A 19,082-nucleotide genomic window follows, 5' to 3' on the forward strand; every position below is an offset into this window, starting at 1 on the left:
CATTTCATTCCTCCCGTTTTGCAGCTCATGCTTTTTATCGCCAGAGCGGGAGTTTTCCCTCGTATAGTGCCACCACTGAGAGAAGTTATCGCTTCTTACAATCATCATGGTTTATCAGGGGTGGCTTATGAGTCAGCAGCAGTTAAGTCCGCAACAGTATCAACGTACCCGAGTTCTGACACTGCTCGGTACCATTATCACGCAATTTGCCTTGGGCTCGGTGTATACCTGGAGCCTGTTCAATGCGCAGCTCTCCAGCAAGCTGGATGAGCCGGTCAGTCAGGTGGCGTTTGCTTTCGGTTTACTGAGTCTGGCGTTGGCGGTGGCCTCGTCTTTGGCTGGTAAACTGCAAGAACGTTTCGGTGTGCGTAAGGTGACGTTGGGCGCTGGCCTGCTGTTAGGTTTGGGATTTTTTCTCACCGCTCATGCCAGCAATCTGATGATGCTGTATCTGTGCGCCGGTATTTTGGTGGGTTTTGCTGACGGTACTGGCTACTTGATGACGCTGTCGAACTGTGTGAAATGGTTCCCTGAGCGTAAGGGGCTGATTTCCGCTTGCGCTATTGGTGCGTATGGGCTGGGTAGTTTGGGCTTTAAATACATTAACTTATTGCTGCTTTCTAGCACCGGCCTGGAAAATACCTTCAAAATGTGGGGATTACTGGCGATGGTGCTGGTGATGCTGGGGGCGCTGTTAATGAAAGATGCACCCGCGCGCCAAGAATCAGCTGGCACGCAACAAGCTCATGATTTTACGCTGGCACAAGCGATGCGTAAGCCGCAGTACTGGATGTTGGCGTTAATGTTTCTAACTGCCTGCATGAGTGGTTTGTATGTCATTGGCGTGGCCAAAGATATCGGCGAGAAAATGGTGAACCTGCCTGCCGTTGTGGCCGCCAATGCCGTGGCGGTGATTGCGATGGCGAACTTGGGCGGTCGTTTGGTACTGGGCATTTTGTCTGACCGTATGCCGCGCATTCGTGTGATTTCGTTGGCACAAGTGATTACGCTGGTGGGAATGGCTCTGCTGTTGTTTGTTCCACTGAATGCCAACTTGTTCTTTGCTGCGGTTGCCTGCATTGCCTTTAGCTTTGGTGGCACTATTACGGTCTATCCGTCTTTGGTCAGTGATTTCTTTGGCTTAAATAACCTGACCAAGAACTACGGGGTGATTTATCTGGGCTTTGGACTGGGTAGTATTATCGGTTCTGTCGTGGCATCGTTGTTTGGCGGCTTTATGGCGACCTTCTACCTGATTCTGGCACTACTGGTGGTGGCGTTGGTGATGTCGCTGACTATCCGTCATCCGCTGACAACCCAGCATCAGCAGCAGATAGAGTTAAGCTAAGTTGGCTATTTTGTAGGGAAGCAGAAATTTGCGACTAGATGCCAACCGAGCACTAGCAGACACCAAGCATAAAGAAAACAAACACAAAAAAGGCTGCGTAGGCAGCCTTTCTCATTGATGCTCGGAATTGCTTTTATCCGTAGATAACCGAGATCAGCGCGTTCTCTTACAGGGATGTAAACACCGCCCAAGTCCCTCCGGTGACGACAACCCAAAATACCGCCAATTTGATTAACTCTTTCATGTTGCCCTCCCTGCCTGATGTTTTTCAGGTTTCATCCATTAATCGTGTCACTCCCTTGGCTTATCGCACCGCATTGAGGTAGCTCGAAATGGGCTCCTTGCGATAGGCCTCTCAAGTGTTATACCACTTATTTTCAGTTAGTTGCTGTTTGTGGCACGAATATAATGGCGACGCGATCGCAAAACCCATGTTTAGTGCAAATTTCGCGCTAACATTGTGATTTTGTGATCGCGCTAATATCAAAAATTTCTAGAACTGCGGGGCGGATAACGTTGCGCATCGCTCGTGTACAAATTTACATATAGTTGAACTCTGTTACTCTCCGTTGCGCAAAGATGCAGCCCACTTAATGCAACTCGATGCATTGCTGGTGATAATTTGCAGCCTTGCGATCGGGATGGAGGTGACATGCTAAACCGGATAATTGTATTTGTGCTGATCTGCTATTTTTTCGACTTTGCCGATTTTTTCCTGTCTGACGTATTTAATGGCATTGCGCGCAGCATGATGGCATCGGTGTTGTTTTAGGCGTTATGCTGCGTACCACGCAAATAGAACGATGATTATGGGCGCGTTCGGCAGAAATCTTGCTGTGTTAATCTCGAGCTGTGAGTTGCCATGATTTCCGTCGATGGTTATTGATGTCATGACGCGTAAATTGGCACATAAAACATGCGTATTTATTTAGACTATTGGTATGGGAAAAGCATGTGCACATTGATGCACCGATCGGTGCTTGGTGTCGCAAAATATGCAACACCCTACGGGTAAAACCTCGGTCGGCTCTCAAATTAACAATGAAAGTTGTGTATGCATGTGGCGTCAACTATTCAGCAATAGGCGTTATGATATTATGATGTGACTATTTTGCTTATCCCCGCTTATAGCAAATGGTTTTAACAGTTTGTGTATTAATAAGGTTTATTTAAATTAGGTCGTTAAGTGAGCTTAGTGCCAGTGATGGAATTTCTCCATTGCTGTGAACTTAATGTGTTACATGGTTTTTATGTGCAGTCGCACTGATAGGGATATCAAATTTGTGCATTATCACCAACGTCAGCCTTATTCATTAATATATCGATGATATACCAATTTCTTATAAGCTGATCAGCTTATTATATATCGTCGCCAAACCCGCAGGTTGGTTATGGAAACCTACCGCTACGTTTTCTATCAGTTTTATTTATATACGTTACCAATCATAGGTAAATCATAGGTAGATGTACGTTACATCTGTCTTAGCTACTCTAGTTCGCCTAATAAACATTATAAAAAGAGACTCTATTGCTGAGTAATACTTTGGATGCTTGGTCAGGGAAGAGACGTTTAAGATGCATCAATATACTGATTTAATTGCAAAAATTAAGCCTGCTTCGCTCTTGCTTTTAGCTTTTGTGTTTTTACCTGTTCATGCGTTTGCCGCAGTGTCAGAATATGATTCGCTAATTATTGAGGCGCGTAGAGGCAATAGTACTCCGTTATTCAGTTACTTAGAAAATCAAGAAAATAAAAATACGCTATCTCCAAATCAGATCGCTGACTGGTTGCAAGTTTCCAGTTGGGGGGCGAACAGAGATGGGGCAACCATTGATATTTGGCAGCGGTACCAAGGCCGAATAGAATTGCCAGTGCGTGGAAAAATTGCTGCAGCGCGAGCCTATCGTAATCAGAAAAGTTGGAATAATTCATTAGCTATTTGGGAACAGGTGTTACTGACAGAGCCGAGTAATGCGGATGTACGTGCCGGTTGGATAATGACATTGGCTGATGCTCGTCATGATCAGCGGGCCTTGATGGAAGCACATAATTGGGCCCAGCGGTATCCGGGGGCAGAGTCTGAAACGTTACTTGCTTATGTTTATTCTTCACAGGGAAAACATGGGGATGCGTTATTAGCCGCCAGTAGAGCTGTTGCGATTGATGCCAATAATAAACATGCTAAGTCTATGCTGTTGTCTGCACTGTCTGCGAACAGAGTTAGTAAACCTGCGCAGGAATTGGCGCACGTCGTTTCCCCATCAGATGCCGTTAAACGAAGGTTGGCACTGAACTCTGCAGCGGAAGAGGTCAGAGCTTCTTACACTTCAGCGCGCAATGAAGAAGAACGCTTTTTCGTAGCGGATAAGGCATTGGCTCACTATGCCCAATTACTTGCGTCTTGGAAGGATGATCCTTCGGCGCTGAGTGATATACGTCGTGCCAGAATTGATCGAATGGGTGCGTTGTTGGTGCGAAAGCGTACTGATGAAGTGATTAAAGAATATGAATCATTGGCGAAAGACAGCGCAGTGCCGAACTATGCCAAGCGTTGGGTGGCTTCAGCATTACTTAGTGAACGTCAGCCAGAAAAAGCCAAGGCCATGTTGATGGATATTTACTATCCGAACGGCTCCATTCCTAGTACGCCATTGAATCATGAAGATCGCCAGGATCTGTTCTATACGTATCTTGAGACAGAAGACCTTGATGCTGCGAGTGCACAGGTCAATGCGTTGATCAAAGAAAGCCCATATCAGCGTCGAATTTATGGCTCGCCAACATTGCAGCCGAACGATAACTGGTTACTCGGCAAAATGTTGCAGGTTCAATATTACATCGCCGCCAATGAGTTACCTGAAGCAGAAAAGCGGGTGGCGCAGTTAGTTAGAACCGGACCTGGGAATCAAAGCTTGCTGATTCTCTATTCTTCTGTACTTAGCGCGCGTGGCTTGCCGCGTATGGCAGAAAAAGAACTCAAGTTGGCGGAAGTGCTTGAACCGCGTAACCGGGCTCTTGAACATCAGCAAGCTTATGTAGCTTTAACTCTTCAGGAATGGAAACAGGCAGAGGAGTTGACTGATGATGTTATGGCCCGTAGCCCTGAGGATGAAGAGACTCGTCGCCTTGCTCGAATGCGCGATGTGCGCAATATGCCGGAGCTGCGCATAGGCGCAACATCAGGAATTGCTTCTGATAACCCGATCAGCGGCAAGAATGATTTTACTTTTAATACAGCAATCTACAGCTCACCAATCAATCATCATTGGCGGATTTTCTCCGGATTTAATTTCGCTACCGGTGTTTTTGAAGAGGGTAAGGGAATTAGCCGCGACTTAGCCGCGGGCCTTGAGTGGACCTCACGTGATTATTGGGCCGAAATGGATTTGTCCGCGCGGAATTATGGTGATGGGCAGAAAATGGGCGCTCGCCTCGCCGCTTGGCATGATATCAATGACAACTGGCGCATTGGTGGTTCAGCGGAACGCTTTTCTCGTTATACGCCACTGCGCGCACTGCGTAGTGGTGTATTTGCAAACAGCGGAGATGTGTATGCCCGCTGGTATCAAAATGAAAGGCGTGAGTACCAGTTATCGCTCTCCTCGTCGCATTTCTCAGACGGTAACGCGCGTTTCGAGTTTGGCCTTCACGGCAAAGAGCGTATATGGACAACGCCTCGACTAACTATTGATTTTATTCCTGAGATCGGGGGTAGCCGAAATACCAAACAAAATGTTCCTTATTATAACCCTGAACGAGATCTCTCCGTTGTCCCGAATGTGGCAGTCGAACATCACATTTACCGTCGTTATGACACTGTTTGGACACAACAAGGGATTGCTGGCATCGGCGCGTATGTACAGCGCGGCGAAGATGTGGGAAGCATCATTCATCTTGGATATGGGCAGCGGCTTCAATGGAATAACGTTGTTGATGGTGGACTGATGCTGCTGTGGGATAAGCGGCCCTACGACGGTGAACGTGAGCGGAATATCTCTGTTGCATTCGACTTGAACGTCAGGTTTTAAGGATTTGTCATGCTGAAAAGATGCCTATGGTTCCGTGCAATTATTGCTATTGGTTGGATAATTTCTGCATATAGCAGTGCTGAAAGCACAGTGTACAGTTATGTCCCACCAGAGGAGCGACCGGGGTTGATGGCCGATCAGCCATGGCCTAAAAATAGCTTCTTGGTGCTTTCGTATCACGATGTTGCGGATGATGCCGCCGATCAGCGTTATGTTGCGGTACGCACCAGCGCGCTGAACGAGCAAATAAGCTGGCTGCGTGATAATGACTACCAACCGATTAGCGTGCAGCAAATTCTAGATGCGCATGATGGTAAAGCAGTGCTGCCGCCAAAAGCCGTACTCCTTACGTTTGATGATGGATACAGCAGTTTCTATACCCGCGTTTGGCCCCTACTGAAAGCGTATAACTGGCCTGCACTTTGGGCGCCAGTTGGCAGTTGGGTTGATGCGCCAACCAACCAAAAAATCGATTTTGGTGGCTTAATGACGCAGCGAGATAAATTCGCAACGTGGAAAATGGTTCGGGAAATGGCGAATTCACCGTTGGTAGAAGTCGGTGCACATACCTGGAATCTGCATTTTGGTAGTCAGGCTAATCCGATGGGAAGTAAATTGCCCGCGGTGGCAAATCGCCTGTATAACAAGAAAACGCGTACTTATGAAACGGATGAGCAGTACTTTCAGCGTGTCAATGGCGATATTACGTTGATTACCAATAAGCTCAAATCAGTGACGGGTAAATCGCCGCGGGCATGGGTTTGGCCATATGGTGCGGCTAGCGGTACCGCCTTGGATTTAGTGAAGAAGCAAGGCTACCAGATGGCATTTACGCTCAACAGTGGGCTGGCGAATGCAGCATATCTTGATGATATTCCGAGAATTCTTATTGCAGATAATCCTTCCCTTAACAGCTTTGCCAGCCAAATCGCTCAGGTAAGTGAATCTCAGCGAATGCGCGTTATGCATGTCGATTTGGATTATGTGTATGACAGCGATCCGGTGCAGCAGCGAAAAAATATCGATACGCTGATCCAACGCGTTCATGACATGCGCATTTCACATGTTTTCCTACAGGCATATGCCGATCCTGAGGGCGATGGGAATATTCACGAACTCTATTTCCCTAACCGTTGGTTACCTATGCGTGCCGACTTATTTGGTTATATTGCATGGCAACTGAAAACGCGCGCGCAGGTTTCTGTATTTGCGTGGATGCCGGTATTGGCCTTTGGGCTAGATGCTTCTCTTCCTCGTGTTGCGGCGTGGGATCCGCAAACAGGGCAAGCCGTAGTTGATCGTAAACAATATATTCGTCTTTCCCCATGGGATAGTGAAGTCCGGACTCGTATCACTGAAATCTATGAGGATTTGGCTAAGCACGCCGATTTCAAGGGTATTTTATTTCATGACGATGCTTTCTTATCAGACTTTGAAGATGCTTCGCCTCAGGCATTAAGCGCTTATCGGGCAGCCGGATTGCCAGATAGCATTGAGAAGATCCGCAACGATCCGCAGGCGTTTGCGAACTGGACCCGATTAAAAAGTAAGGTATTGATTGATTTCACCGAACAGCTGACTCAATCGGTGCGTCATATTCGTGGCCCGCAGGTACAAACGGCTCGCAATATGTACGCAAACCCAATACTGGAGCCAGAAAGTGAAGCCTGGTTTGCACAAAATCTGAATGATTTTCTCAATACCTACGATTGGACTGCCCCTATGGCAATGCCTCTCATGGAGAAAATCCCGGCTAATGAGGCCAACGCTTGGCTTGATAGATTGGTTCAGGCTGTCGCACAAACGCCTGGAGCTCTGGACAAGACCGTATTTGAATTGCAGGCACGTGACTGGAATAAATCAGGACCAGCAGCTGAGATCAGCGGTAAACAAATTGCTGAATGGATGAGACAGCTTTCATTAAGTGGTGCTGCTAACTACGGTTATTATCCGGATGATTTTATCAATGGTAAACCGGAGTTGTTAGAGGTTCGTCCAATGTTTTCTTCATATTGGTACCCCAAAAATGACTGATCGCATTATTGCTTTCTTGATACTGTGCCTGATGTTCAGTCTGCCATTTGGTATTGCGCTGGTTTTTACGGGTGAAGCGATTCTGAACTTCGTGTTTTTCTGGCCGTTATTCATGTCCGCACTGTGGATGAGCGGGGGTGTCTATTTTTGGTATTACCGTGAGCGTCATTGGAAATGGGGCGATGATATACCACCACCTGAACTCGAAGGCGAACCGCTGATTTCCATTTTGATCCCGTGTTTTAACGAAGGGCTCAATGCGCGCGAAACCATCGGTGCCGCGCTGGCGCAGCGTTATAAAAATATTGAAGTTATTGCTATTAATGACGGTTCAACCGATAACACGCACGATGTACTAGAGCAGCTAGTTGTAGAGCATCCTAGCTTACGCGTTATTCATCTTGCTGAAAATCAAGGAAAAGCGCTGGCGCTCAGAGCCGGTGCAGCAGCAGCGCGAAGTGATTATTTAGTGTGTATTGATGGTGATGCGCTATTGGATCGTGATGCTGCCGTCTATATGGTTGCTCCGCTCATAGCCTTTCCCCGTGTGGGGGCGGTGACTGGAAATCCGCGAATTCGTACCCGTTCAACATTAATTGGGCGGATTCAAGTGGGAGAGTTTTCCTCCATTATCGGTTTGATCAAACGAACTCAACGAGTCTACGGACAGGTGTTCACTGTTTCGGGAGTCGTCGCTGCATTTCGCCGCCGTGCGCTGGCGGAAGTTGGCTATTGGAGCTCGGACATGATCACTGAAGATATTGATATCAGTTGGAAACTGCAATTACGCCACTGGTCAGTTTTTTTCGAACCGCGTGCTCTGTGTTGGATCTTGATGCCTGAAACATTACGAGGATTATGGAAACAGCGCTTACGTTGGGCGCAAGGTGGCGCGGAAGTTTTCATCGTTAACATGCGTCGTTTGTGGGCATGGGAATACCGACGTATGTGGCCACTGTTTTTTGAGTTCTGTTTCTCAACGGCGTGGGCGTTTGCTTATGCGGTAAGTGTCGTATTGTTTCTGTTAGGGCTGATAACCGCGATGCCAGACACCCTATACGTGAAGAACCTATTTCCCCCAGCATTCACGGGATTAACCCTTGCTGTGGTGTGTATTTTGCAGTTTGCGGTGAGTCTTATGATTGAACGGCGCTATGAAAAAGGCATGGCGAATTCGTTGTTCTGGATCATTTGGTTTCCCGTGGTCTACTGGATGTTGAGTCTGTGTACCACGCTCGTGTCATTCCCCAAAGTGATGCTTAAAAACAAACGAGAAAGAGCGCGTTGGGTGAGTCCTGATCGTGGCATTGGGCGGATAAAATCATGAGTCAGCCGCTGATATTTACTGAGCAGCGCTTGCTGCCTCGGGTCATCGATGTGTTGTTGACGATATTTGCTTGGGTCGCGTTTTTACACTTGATCCATGAAGGACTAGTTATCGCCCTGATGGAGCCGCGGCATATGGAAGTGCGACCTTTTTTCAATACACTGGATACGGTCACATTCTACATTTTTATCGCCTTGATGAATGGGCTGCTTCTGATTGGTTGGGCGAAGTACAACCAGTTTCGCTTCAAGGTGGAACGACGCAAACGCCGACCAGGATGCGAGCATCATGAAATCGCGGAAAGTTTACAGATTTCGCCATCACTGGTGATGGAAATGAGCAAGGGAAAACACCTTACCGTTTATCACCATGATAGTGGGCACATCAGTTACGTTGTCGTAGAACATTACATGGCGGATAACCTATTGCCCTCATCTGAGACAACATTGTTGGAGCTTCAGTTACCTTTTAGCGAGCTTACGGTACAAATCAAGGGGGAGCATGAGCGAGGGTAAATAATGGAGTATGGGATTTATTGGGTGGTTCAGATAATCGTCTGGATTTGCGCTACGTAATCATGAGTTATGTAACAGTGCTACTTAGGCTTTTACCGAACAGGTCTTCTTTTTTATCTCTATCATTTGCTCGATATGTGCAACAGAGATGTGCTTTTTAGGCTGTTTTTGTCCTCATCATGAATCAATACACTGCATGCATCCCAATTAAGGCGTAAATAAGGAAAACGGAATCATGCGTAAAACAACAATGTTGATGAGTGGGGCAGCGTTAATGGCAGCAACAAGCTTACAGGCGGCACCGCTGACAGTGGATGTGTATAACCCGGGAAAAAATGCGATTTTCCCTGTTTCTTCAGAGCTTATCAGCGGTGAGCATGAAGCGATTTTGGTTGATGCGCAGTTTTCCGTGCAAGACGGGCAAGCGCTGGTGGAGATGATCCGCCAAAGCGGTAAGAAGCTCAAAGCGGTGTATATCAGTGGGGGGGATCCTGACTATTACTTTGGTTTGCAAGCGGTGCGAGCCGCGTTCCCCGATGTACCTGTGCTGGCCAGTGCCCATGTCACTGAGCATATTAAAGCCACCCATGCGGCCAAATTAGCCTATTGGGGCCCGATTTTAGGCCAAGGCGCACCGGCGCAAGTGACAGTGCCACAGGTGCTGAATGACGACTATCTGACAGTTGACGGTGAGCGCATTGAAATTCGTGAGCTGAATACGCCAAATGCCTATTTGTGGCTACCACAAACCAAGACTGCGCTCGGCGGCGTATTGGTGACCGCAGGACAACATGTCTGGATGGCCGATAGCCAAACACCTGCTGCCCGTGCCGAGTGGGTAGCGGCGCTTAATCGCTTGCTGGCATTGTCGCCAGAGCGTGTGATCCCTGGGCATTTCTTGGGGCAGGCTCCGAATGGTACAGATGCGGTGACGTTTACCCGTGATTATATTCAGCGCTTTGAGCATAACTTAACCGAGGTTAAAGGCTCTGCCGCGTTGATGCAGGCGATGCAAAAAGCGTATCCGGCACTGCCAGTGGACGATGGGTTAGCGATTGGCGCTAAAGTTGCTACCGGTGAGATGAAGTGGTAATGCCGAAAAGTCGGCCAGTATGGGCGTGGGGGGCGAATAGCGCAACACGCCTGTGCGTAGCATGCGGCTAGTGGAGGAAAAGATGAGTCGAGCTGTCGTGCATTATATCTACGATCCGTTATGCGGTTGGTGCTATGGCGCCGCGCCGTTAATCGACGTGTTGCATCAGATGCCAGAAATACAGATTTGCCTGCATGCAGGCGGATTGTGGACGGCGGATAATCGGCCGGTAATGGGGGAGGCGCTACGTGATTATGTGCGCCCGCATGATGAGCGCATCACTGAGTTGACCGGCCAGCCGTTTGGCGCTGCCTATTTCAATCACTTGCTGCTGGATAGTAACCATCGTTTGGATTCAGAACCACCAATCCGCGCGATTTTAGCCGTGCAACAGTTGCAAGGCGAGGGTGTACAGATGCTGTCGCGCATTCAGCAAACGCATTATCGTGATGGAGTATGGGTAGGCGATCCTACGCGTTTAGCTTTATTGGCCGCAGAGCAAGGTATCGTATCGAGAGATTTTGAACAGGCTTACCAGCAGGTAGCGTGGCAAGAGCATGTGGCCGAAAGCCGAGCATGGTTGGCGCGCTTACAAGGGCAAGGCTTTCCAACCGTGGGTATCGAAATTGCCAATCAACTGATTGTATTGCCGATTAGCCGTTATTTTGGCAATCCACAAGGTTGGCAACACGAAGTTCGTCGTTTAATTGAACTTCCTAGTGGCATGGTGTCGTCATCAATCTAATGACATCAATCTAGCATCATCAATGTAACGACAGCGAAGGGGACCGCGATAGACACGGTCCCCTGCGTTTAACAGGAGTTTAGGCTAAGTGCGATACTTAGCCGCAACGCCGATGAGAATGAATGTCACGGATGACATTACACGTGAAAATCCGGCCCAATCAGATCGATTCGGTCGGTGCAAATGCTATCCACGCCCCACTCAAGTAACTCTTTCGCGCGTTGCGGCTGATTTACGGTATACACCATGACATACAAGCCGGCGTCTTTCAGCTGTTTAACCCGCGCTTCGGTCAGTGCATGGTGATCGATGTGCAGGGAAAGACATTCCAGCTCGCTGGTCAACGTTGGCCAGTTTTCATCCCATGCTTCCAACAGTAATCCACGCGGCAATTCCGGCGCAGCAAGTTTTGCTGCCGCTAATGCCTCTACAGAGAAGGAGGAGAGCAGCGGTGGAATGGGCTGTCCGGCCCACAAGGTTTGTACTGCGCGTGCTACATCGGTACCGGTTTGCTGTTCTTGATCGGTAGTCGGTTTGATTTCCACGTTGGCCAGCATGTGGTGCTGGAAACAACGCTGCGCGACTTCACTTAATAGCGGTAGTGGCTCATGGCGAAAGGCGTGGCTAAACCAACTGCCGGCATCTAGCTTGTGTAGCTGCTCCCAGGTCAGTAAACCGGCCACTCCCCAGCTATTGGTGGTGCGATCCAGCGTATCATCGTGCAGTAAGAAAGGTTGTAGATCGCGTGAGAGCTTAACGTCAAACTCAATCATGGTATGACCATAGCGCGCGCCGGTATCAATGGCGGCTAAGGTATTCTCTGGTGCCAGTTTACCGCCACCGCGGTGAGCTATGATAGTTGGGTATGGCCAATTGGTTGATCGTTCACATTGCATAATGACTTCTCACTCTAGGCATCAGGGTGCAGGGTGCGGCGCATATGTGTCGCCGGTTATTGTTGCGGCACTCTGGTGTATCAGCATATGCCGTAGGTCTGTGCTGGATGCCGGTTTTGTTTAGTTCAGTGTGGTTCATTGTAGTTTTACGGTCGAGCGAAAACAGTACATGTAAGCATAAGCAGCGCGATAAATATGTAAAAAAATCTACCCGCATAGCGCGATATGGCCATAATTGCACTTGGGGTTCAATGCAGAAGATAGCGAGTAGTCAGGTGATGTCACTGTGGCGTGATTGGGCGCAAGTGAAAGGATTGAGAGGGAATTTGGGTAAGAAGAACAAAAATAATAGCGATAGGTGAAATGGCTTATTTGTTACCGTGGTTATTATTTTATTGTTCGTGGGATTAATAGGTAATTAATTGGTTGCTGCGATGTGTGAATTGTTAATTTGATACCGGTAACATCGAGCCTTTTTTAGAGAGTTTACATAATTATCTGGATATAAGGGACAAGGAACATTTTCTCAAACAGATATTCAGCGATCATTCCCAGCCCGATAAATAAAACCAGCCAGAGCAGGTTTTTGAATAAATACTGTGGTTTAAATAGGTCAAACGTCCGGCTGACTATTTTCTTTAACATCAGTGCAACAGCCTTGATAGGGAAGACCTCTGAATTATGCAAATCATTGTCTAGTATATCAATTGAAAATGCGATCAATTTCAATATCTGTGAGTCTAATCATAGTATTTTTCACTGTGATTCATGAATGCTTGACGCATAAATTACGAATTTGCAATCAATGTTATAAGTGACAATAACCGCCAATGTGAATAATTTAACATTTTATTGTGCATAATTAAGCTTCATTTTTAAAACGTTTACTTCCAAATTCACATCATCGTCTGCTCATTTTTACTTGGTTATGTTGATATGACTAGATATGACTAATTAAGTGCACTATCAGTGTTATCCTCTTATTTCCCTTTCCTTGGCTGAAAATTTGATGCTTTATTTTCTTAGGCTAACCAAGATAACGCGAGTATTGGCTCATTTTGTTTAGTCGAGATACAGCGAGAGATATAGAGTTAAAGAAGCGATTGCTTTGGTAGCCAGTGTCGATTGCCTTATCAAGGCAGTATTGCATACTTATGCGTGGGCGCCATGTTCACTAAAGGGTAGGAGAAAATCAATGATAACAATGTGTTCTATTAATGGTGGTGCTCTAATCGGTACATCTAATCAACGAGCAGAAGGTAAAGCGTGATCCGATAAACATCCCGCCAAGGGATATTCTTATATTCTGAGAGGGTCATGATTATAAGGAGAGTAATATGAAAAATAAGACACGCAGTCTGCTCGCTCTTTCCCTTGCTGTCGCATTAGTTTCTCCGACTTTTTCTGCGTTTTCTGCTACCGAGGCATTACAGCCACAGGCCAAATATGCTGAGTTAGTAACGCAACGTCAGGTTGTTGACCAATTATTACAGCAGGCTGTAGATGCCTTTAAATCTCCGGCGCGTGTTTCTCACGCCGGCTTTACGGCTAAATTACCTAGCAATATGGAGATAGTGGCGGACCGTTTACTGTCTGCCAATAAGCTAGAGCCGTATCGTGCTGATTTACTGTTCAGTGCCGCAAATGCCTACATCTATAATAAAGATGTGGATCAGGCGATTGCCATTTTCAACCGGATCCTCGATTTAGCCCCCGATGATCTGGATGCGCATACCTATCTGGCCACGTGGCAACGCTTTAAAGGTAACGAAGCTGAGGTGGATAAGCATTTAGCGCGTTTGAAAGCGTTGAATCCGGCCCGTTACCAAAAAGTGCAAGATCTGTTTGCGGTGGTGGACAAGGTCAGCAAAATGCCTATTCGTGATCAGCTCCCGCAGCCGTTAGGGGCAGATTCAGCGATTGTGGTCTTAGGCTATGCACTAAACCCTGATGGTTCGATGCATGATGTATTGATACAGCGCCTGCAAAAAACATTGGAGCTGGCCAAGCAAAGCCCGCAGGCATTGATTGTGGTTACCGGTGGTGTGCCGCAAAACAACCAAACCGAAGCACGTTTGATGCAAGAGTGGTTAGTTAAGCAAGGTATTGATGCGAAACGCATTGTGCAAGACAACTATGCCACATCCACCGTTGATAATGCGTTATATAGCCGCTATGCCTTGACTCAACATCGCATTAAGCATGCGGTACTGCTCAGTTCCGGTAGCCATGTCCGCCGTGGTCAAGCATTGTTGGAAATCGCAACATGGGAAACCGGTCCACAGGGGATTACCTTCGAGTCAGTCGCCGCGCTGGATAAGCCGCTGGCCGAGCTGCAAAAAGTGTCCGATGGTGATTTGCTGGGTATTTATCGCGATGCGCTGCGCGTGATGGGGATGTGGAGTTTCCGCAGTGCCCCGTTATTAGAGCGTTAATAGCCGTTAGAGCGTTAATCGCACTTGGCATGCTGCTAGCACGATTGGCGTATGAGCAAAACCGGTGCCGTGTTGATGTATACAGGGTCACCGGTTTTTTATTCCCTGATTATAATACGGATGCTTTTTCGTGCGTTACGGGTTCGTCGACCGTTATTGTGGCAGTTGCCGCGGCTGGGATAGGGAATATGCGATCATAGGCCCAGTTATAGAAAAACGCGTACACCAGATAAAAGATCACAAAGCCCATATCTAGCACAAATGCCTGTTTCAGTGAGATCTGTAACCACCAAGCAATCAATGGCAGAACAAACAGCAACAAGCCGGCCTCAAATACCAACGTATGTAAGACCCGCTCCGGCAAGCTCTTTTGCGTGCGTCCCAACAGCTTTTGCATCAGCTTGTCGACCAACAGGTTATAGACATAATTCCATGCGGTGGCGATCACCGACAACATGATAGCAAGCTTGCCTAATTCCAGTAATTGCATTCCCATCACCCAACTGGCGATCAGCGGGCAAAGCATAAGGCCAATGAGTTCAAAACCAATGGCGTGACGTAAACGATCGGAGCCTGTGCGCATAGTATTTTCTCTTTCTGGTTAGCGATGTGGCTGCTAATCTATCGTCTAAAATGCGTAGTTGTTAGTTAGATACTATCGCTAAAATAGATAGATTGGCTGTGTCTCATGACACAGGCATACAGGTATATGGAGCGCGGCATGAATATGACATTGGAGCAACTGCGCTGTCTGCAAGCCGCTGCCGAGTGTGGCTCTTTCTCGGCCGCCGCGCGGCGCTTGGGTAAAGCGCAATCGGTGGTAAGTACCACCATTTCGAATTTAGAAATTGATCTGGGTGTGCAACTCTTTGATCGCCGCGCGCGTAATCCGGTACTCACCGCGGCCGGTGAACGGTTACTCCAGCAAGCACGCGGTATATTAAATCAGTGCGATCGGTTTACTGCACTAGCCGGTGAATTGGCCGCCGGAGTCGAGAGCCGCCTGACATTGGCGGTGGATGATGACTCGCTATTGCCGAAATTGGGCTCGCTGCTGGAAGCCTTTGCCTTGCGATTTCCTGATGTTGAATTAGAGCTGTTATTTCCCGTGATGGAAGACCTAACGGATATGCTGCTCAGCGGCCGAGCGCAGCTAGGAATCAGCTATGAACAGCCCAACCCGCACTCGACGCTTAGCTGTGTGCCTGTAGGGCAAATCCGCTTACCGCTGGTGTGTGCACCATCACATCCGCTCGCACAGCGTACCTCACTTAGCCAAAGTGATTTGCAAGGCGCACGGCAGTTGATGGTGGCGGCGCGGCGTGAAGGGGAAATTCGCCATCGCTTTCGTCTTTCACCACAAGTGTGGTGGGTGGAAGGGGATTGGGCAGTGTTAGAGTTGGTTAAGCGCGGACTCGGCTGGGCGGCCGTGCCGGAGTTTTTACTGGGTAGCGCGTTGGCAAAAGGTGAGGTGGTGCAGTTAGAGGCTGAATGTTGGCCTTCCCCGCCGCGATTACAAATGGAGCTCTTTTGGCATCAAGGGCAACCACTGGGTGTGGCTGCGCGTTGGTTGAAAGAGAGCTTGTTACAGGATTTTCTGCATTTACGCTGAGATTGGGCGTGATGCTGGGTGCATTGATAGTATTATTTCGTCAATCAGACCCAACTAAATTGTAATTCTCGCTATTTAGCGCTGGTGATTCAGGGAACTGGCGAGTGTGAAAATGGCGAGTGAGAAAACAGGGAAGACAACCGGATGGATATTGATGCTTTAACCTCGTCATCGGCGGGGGCTCTCGATGCCGGCTACACGGCCCAAATATCTAGCGCGGAGAGTTCGCTTATCGCGGGTGTCGAATCGGTGCTTGTGAACCGCCGTGGGCATTTAGCGCAAGAGACAGCGGATTTGCTGGCACAAGAAGTACCGGTCGCCCTTGTCTACAATGGTATCTCCCACGTGGTGATGATGGCTTCACCGTGCGATTTAGAGCTATTCGCGCTCGGATTTTCCTTATCGGAAGGCATTATTCGCTCTTCTGCCGATATTTACGGTATGGATATCGAGCCTAGCTGTCAGGGAATTTCAGTACACATTGAACTGTCGAGCCGCTGTTTTGCGGCGCTAAAAGCGCGTCGCCGCGCGCTGGCTGGGCGCACCGGTTGTGGTATTTGTGGTACTGAGCAGCTGGCGGAAATTCATCGCGAATTGCCGCACTTGCCGATGACCCAGCGGTTTTCTCTGTCGCAGATGGATAGCGCCTTGTCAGCCCTACGTGAAGTACAGCTAATTGGCAATCTAACCGGTTGCACGCATGCCGCCGTCTGGCTCTCTTCGCAGGGCGAATTACTGGGGGGATGCGAAGATATTGGCCGTCATGTCGCCTTAGATAAATTGCTCGGGCTGCGTGCGCGTCAGCAGTGGCAACAGGGTGTGTTGCTGGTGTCCAGTCGGGCCAGTTATGAAATGGTACAAAAAGCGGCGGCGTGTGGCGTGGAGATTTTATTTGCGGTTTCGGCGGCGACCACGCTCGCTCGGGAGACGGCACTGCAATGCGGGTTGACGTTGGTTTGCTTTACGCGCCTCGGACGCGCGGTGGTGCTGACCCATCCAGAGCGTTTGCAAGACGCGGTTTAGTGTGGGCTTTGGTGTTCGTGTGAGTTTGATATAACGGCGGCTCCACAATTTTATGTCAGAATGTCGAGTTTCATCTGTTATGTGATAATCACTCTCCGGTATAATCATATAAATGAGACTACTTATCCTAGTTTGCCGCATCCTGTGCGGTGGTTTTTTTATTGTCAGTGCGCTGACAAAACTATCGCATCCGAGTGACTTCGCACTCACGATTGCTGCTTTTGGTTTAGTGTTGCCTGCGCTAATTACCCCTATTGCATGGTTGTTGATCCTAACCGAATTGCTCGTTGGCCTTGGCGTGTTGTGTCGCCGGCAAATTGCATTAGTTGGGATGATGGCGCTGCTGGTGGTTTTTATGGCCGTGCTGAGCTATGGCATGGTTATTGGGTTAGACATTAATTGTGGCTGTCTGGGGCAAGCCGATTTAAGTGGTTTGCCCCAGGCGCTAGGTCGCGATGCCGTTTTACTCGGTATGTGCTTGTTGCTGTGGTTCAAACGAGCCTCTCGCCCAGATACGCCAAAACACAGTAAGAGAATCAGTAAAATAACATGGAGATAAAGATGAAAAAGCGTTCACTGACAGCATTGGCATTGCTGACCGCTGCGGTATTCACTGCCGGTTGCTCTGATAATAAATTTGAGCAGGAAACGGCGGCAGAGAAGCAGGCTGTTACGCTTGCCCGTGAAGCGCAGCAGGGCGGCTACCAGTTGATTACGGTGGAAGAGCTGAAAAATCGTCTGGATGGTCAACAAGATATGCTCATTATCGATACCATGCCGTACGACAGCAGCTTCAAGAAGGGCCACATTCCGGGTGCTAAAAACTTTGTGTTCGCTAAACAAGCTACCGATGGCGAAAGCTGGGCGGCGTTGACCGAAGATAATCAATCCGAACAAGTCTTCTTGGAGCTACTGGGTCCAGATAAGAGCCGCACTATTGTTATGTACTGTGGCTTTGTCGCCTGTGGTCGTAGTCATAATGCTGCTATTTGGGCAGTAAACCAAGGCTACGAAAATGTGTATCGCTTGCCAGGTGGCATTTTTGCGTGGCGTGGTGCCGGTTATCCGGTTGAAGAAGTTAAATAACCGATGTGAAATTTTAGCTTCACTAAAGCGGCAGAACGGTATTGGCACCTATGGGCGTTAAACACATTCTGCCGTTTTTTATTGCCTTTGGCATACTGAGTAAAGTATTTCGCGTAAAGCGATGTTGATCTGAAACTTGCTGTGCGATGTAAAGTCAGTATCGGCACATCAGCGAAAGAACTCACAAAATACAGCCGTTTACGTTTTCGCATTGCTCAGCTTTGTTACTGTGGATCAGTGAAATAACAAGGAGTGAGTTATGCGGAACGTGAAAACATGGATGCTGGCATCAGTGCTGATGACCGGATGCGGCATTTCGGTGCAAGCACAGGCTGAAGTGAATATTGGTTTTAAATATGACTACACCAAATACAGTGATTCTGGCTCTAATTACAGCGGTGATATCACGCTGAATCAATATTATGCCACCTTGGGGGCGAGTAATGAGTTCAGTGAAGCTTATCTGGCTCTGGGCGCGGCAAATCTGAAGTCTGACTATCGTGACGATGCGTTGTCAATCAATGACTCACAATCTGGATTGCTCTACGGTGTGGGTACTCGTTTGTTTACGGAGTTGGAAAGCGGCTTACGCCCGAGCATTGATGTGTTCTATAGCGTCAACGATTTTGATTCGGTCAATGTGAATGCGTTCGATATTACCCCTGAGATGGGCTATGTCATCAATATGCAAAATGACATGCAGCTCATTCCCAGTGCGGGGTTGAAGTATCAACACCTGAAACTGGAATATGATCTGCCTGGCGATCTGGAAGAGTCGATCAACGCCACTAGTGGCGTGGTGGCGTTGACGTTGCAATCACAGTCTGTACCGTTGTTTGCCCGTATTGGTGGTAGCTTTGGCAGTGATATGAATACCTTTTCATTCCAGATTAACTATGGGTTTTAGTGGATAGCAAGTAAGTGACAACGTCACGTTAG

Annotated in this window: 15 protein-coding genes; 13 read left to right on the forward strand and 2 right to left on the reverse strand. The window is 48.2% G+C overall.

The features are described 5' to 3' along the window. The first annotated feature begins 127 nt into the window (after nucleotides 1–127). From L975_RS05085 to L975_RS05115, 7 genes are all read left to right on the forward strand, one after another. Nucleotides 128–1,348, forward strand: a complete 1,221-nt coding sequence (locus L975_RS05085; RefSeq protein WP_047707519.1) for an MFS transporter — start codon at nucleotides 128–130, stop codon at nucleotides 1,346–1,348. A 1,575-nt stretch (nucleotides 1,349–2,923) separates the two neighbouring features. After that, nucleotides 2,924–5,377, forward strand: coding sequence for a poly-beta-1,6 N-acetyl-D-glucosamine export porin PgaA (pgaA, locus tag L975_RS05090; RefSeq protein WP_047707521.1), 2,454 nt, complete (start codon nucleotides 2,924–2,926; stop codon nucleotides 5,375–5,377). A gap of 9 nt (nucleotides 5,378–5,386) precedes the next feature. Further along, nucleotides 5,387–7,411, forward strand: a complete 2,025-nt coding sequence (gene pgaB, locus L975_RS05095) for a poly-beta-1,6-N-acetyl-D-glucosamine N-deacetylase PgaB (RefSeq protein WP_047707523.1) — start codon at nucleotides 5,387–5,389, stop codon at nucleotides 7,409–7,411. Beyond that, nucleotides 7,404–8,738: a poly-beta-1,6-N-acetyl-D-glucosamine synthase gene (pgaC, locus tag L975_RS05100; RefSeq protein ID WP_047707525.1), complete on the forward strand. Its 1,335-nt coding sequence runs from the start codon at nucleotides 7,404–7,406 to the stop codon at nucleotides 8,736–8,738. Before pgaB ends, pgaC begins: the two co-directional genes overlap by 8 nt. Then, nucleotides 8,735–9,253: a poly-beta-1,6-N-acetyl-D-glucosamine biosynthesis protein PgaD gene (pgaD, locus tag L975_RS05105; protein ID WP_047707527.1), complete on the forward strand. Its 519-nt coding sequence runs from the start codon at nucleotides 8,735–8,737 to the stop codon at nucleotides 9,251–9,253. Before pgaC ends, pgaD begins: the two co-directional genes overlap by 4 nt. A 235-nt stretch (nucleotides 9,254–9,488) precedes the next feature. Next, nucleotides 9,489–10,346: an MBL fold metallo-hydrolase gene (locus L975_RS05110; RefSeq protein ID WP_047707529.1), complete on the forward strand. Its 858-nt coding sequence runs from the start codon at nucleotides 9,489–9,491 to the stop codon at nucleotides 10,344–10,346. Nucleotides 10,347–10,428: 82 nt separating this feature from the next. After that, nucleotides 10,429–11,091 (forward strand): DsbA family protein, encoded by a 663-nt coding sequence (locus tag L975_RS05115; RefSeq protein WP_047707530.1) that lies wholly within the window; start codon nucleotides 10,429–10,431, stop codon nucleotides 11,089–11,091. 137 nt (nucleotides 11,092–11,228) lie between these two features. Here the strand turns inward: L975_RS05115 and ugpQ are convergent, their stop codons facing one another. Continuing rightward, nucleotides 11,229–11,987 carry a glycerophosphodiester phosphodiesterase gene (ugpQ, locus tag L975_RS05120; RefSeq protein WP_047707532.1) on the reverse strand — a complete coding sequence of 253 codons (759 nt, stop codon included), beginning with the start codon at nucleotides 11,985–11,987 and terminating at the stop codon, nucleotides 11,229–11,231. Between the two features lie 1,337 nt (nucleotides 11,988–13,324). Here ugpQ and L975_RS05130 point away from each other — a divergent pair. Next, entirely contained in the window at nucleotides 13,325–14,422 is a 1,098-nt protein-coding gene (locus L975_RS05130) for a YdcF family protein (RefSeq protein WP_047707534.1), read from the forward strand. Between the two features lie 109 nt (nucleotides 14,423–14,531). On the opposite strand, the gene L975_RS05135 is transcribed toward L975_RS05130, so the two are convergent. After that, entirely contained in the window at nucleotides 14,532–15,005 is a 474-nt protein-coding gene (locus L975_RS05135) for a PACE efflux transporter (RefSeq protein ID WP_052181286.1), read from the reverse strand. 138 nt (nucleotides 15,006–15,143) lie between these two features. Between L975_RS05135 and L975_RS05140 the strand changes: the two genes are divergently transcribed. From L975_RS05140 to L975_RS05160, 5 genes are all read left to right on the forward strand, one after another. After that, nucleotides 15,144–16,034 (forward strand): LysR family transcriptional regulator, encoded by an 891-nt coding sequence (locus L975_RS05140; protein ID WP_010863138.1) that lies wholly within the window; start codon nucleotides 15,144–15,146, stop codon nucleotides 16,032–16,034. Between the two features lie 144 nt (nucleotides 16,035–16,178). Beyond that, nucleotides 16,179–17,057, forward strand: a complete 879-nt coding sequence (fdhD, locus tag L975_RS05145; RefSeq protein ID WP_081995607.1) for a formate dehydrogenase accessory sulfurtransferase FdhD — start codon at nucleotides 16,179–16,181, stop codon at nucleotides 17,055–17,057. Nucleotides 17,058–17,169: 112 nt separating this feature from the next. Continuing rightward, complete coding sequence (locus L975_RS05150) at nucleotides 17,170–17,616, forward strand: MauE/DoxX family redox-associated membrane protein (protein WP_047707536.1); 447 nt, start codon at nucleotides 17,170–17,172, stop codon at nucleotides 17,614–17,616. A gap of 2 nt (nucleotides 17,617–17,618) precedes the next feature. Then, the gene (locus L975_RS05155; protein WP_047707538.1) at nucleotides 17,619–18,143 is read left to right on the forward strand and encodes a rhodanese-like domain-containing protein; all 525 of its coding nucleotides are present in this window, start codon (nucleotides 17,619–17,621) and stop codon (nucleotides 18,141–18,143) included. 259 nt (nucleotides 18,144–18,402) lie between these two features. Then, nucleotides 18,403–19,050, forward strand: coding sequence for a hypothetical protein (locus tag L975_RS05160; protein ID WP_047707539.1), 648 nt, complete (start codon nucleotides 18,403–18,405; stop codon nucleotides 19,048–19,050). Nucleotides 19,051–19,082: the final 32 nt, after the last annotated feature.

The sequence above is a fragment of the Plesiomonas sp. ZOR0011 genome (genome assembly GCF_000800945.1).
Taxonomy (GTDB): Bacteria; Pseudomonadota; Gammaproteobacteria; order Enterobacterales; family CAMTGL01; genus Plesiomonas; species Plesiomonas shigelloides.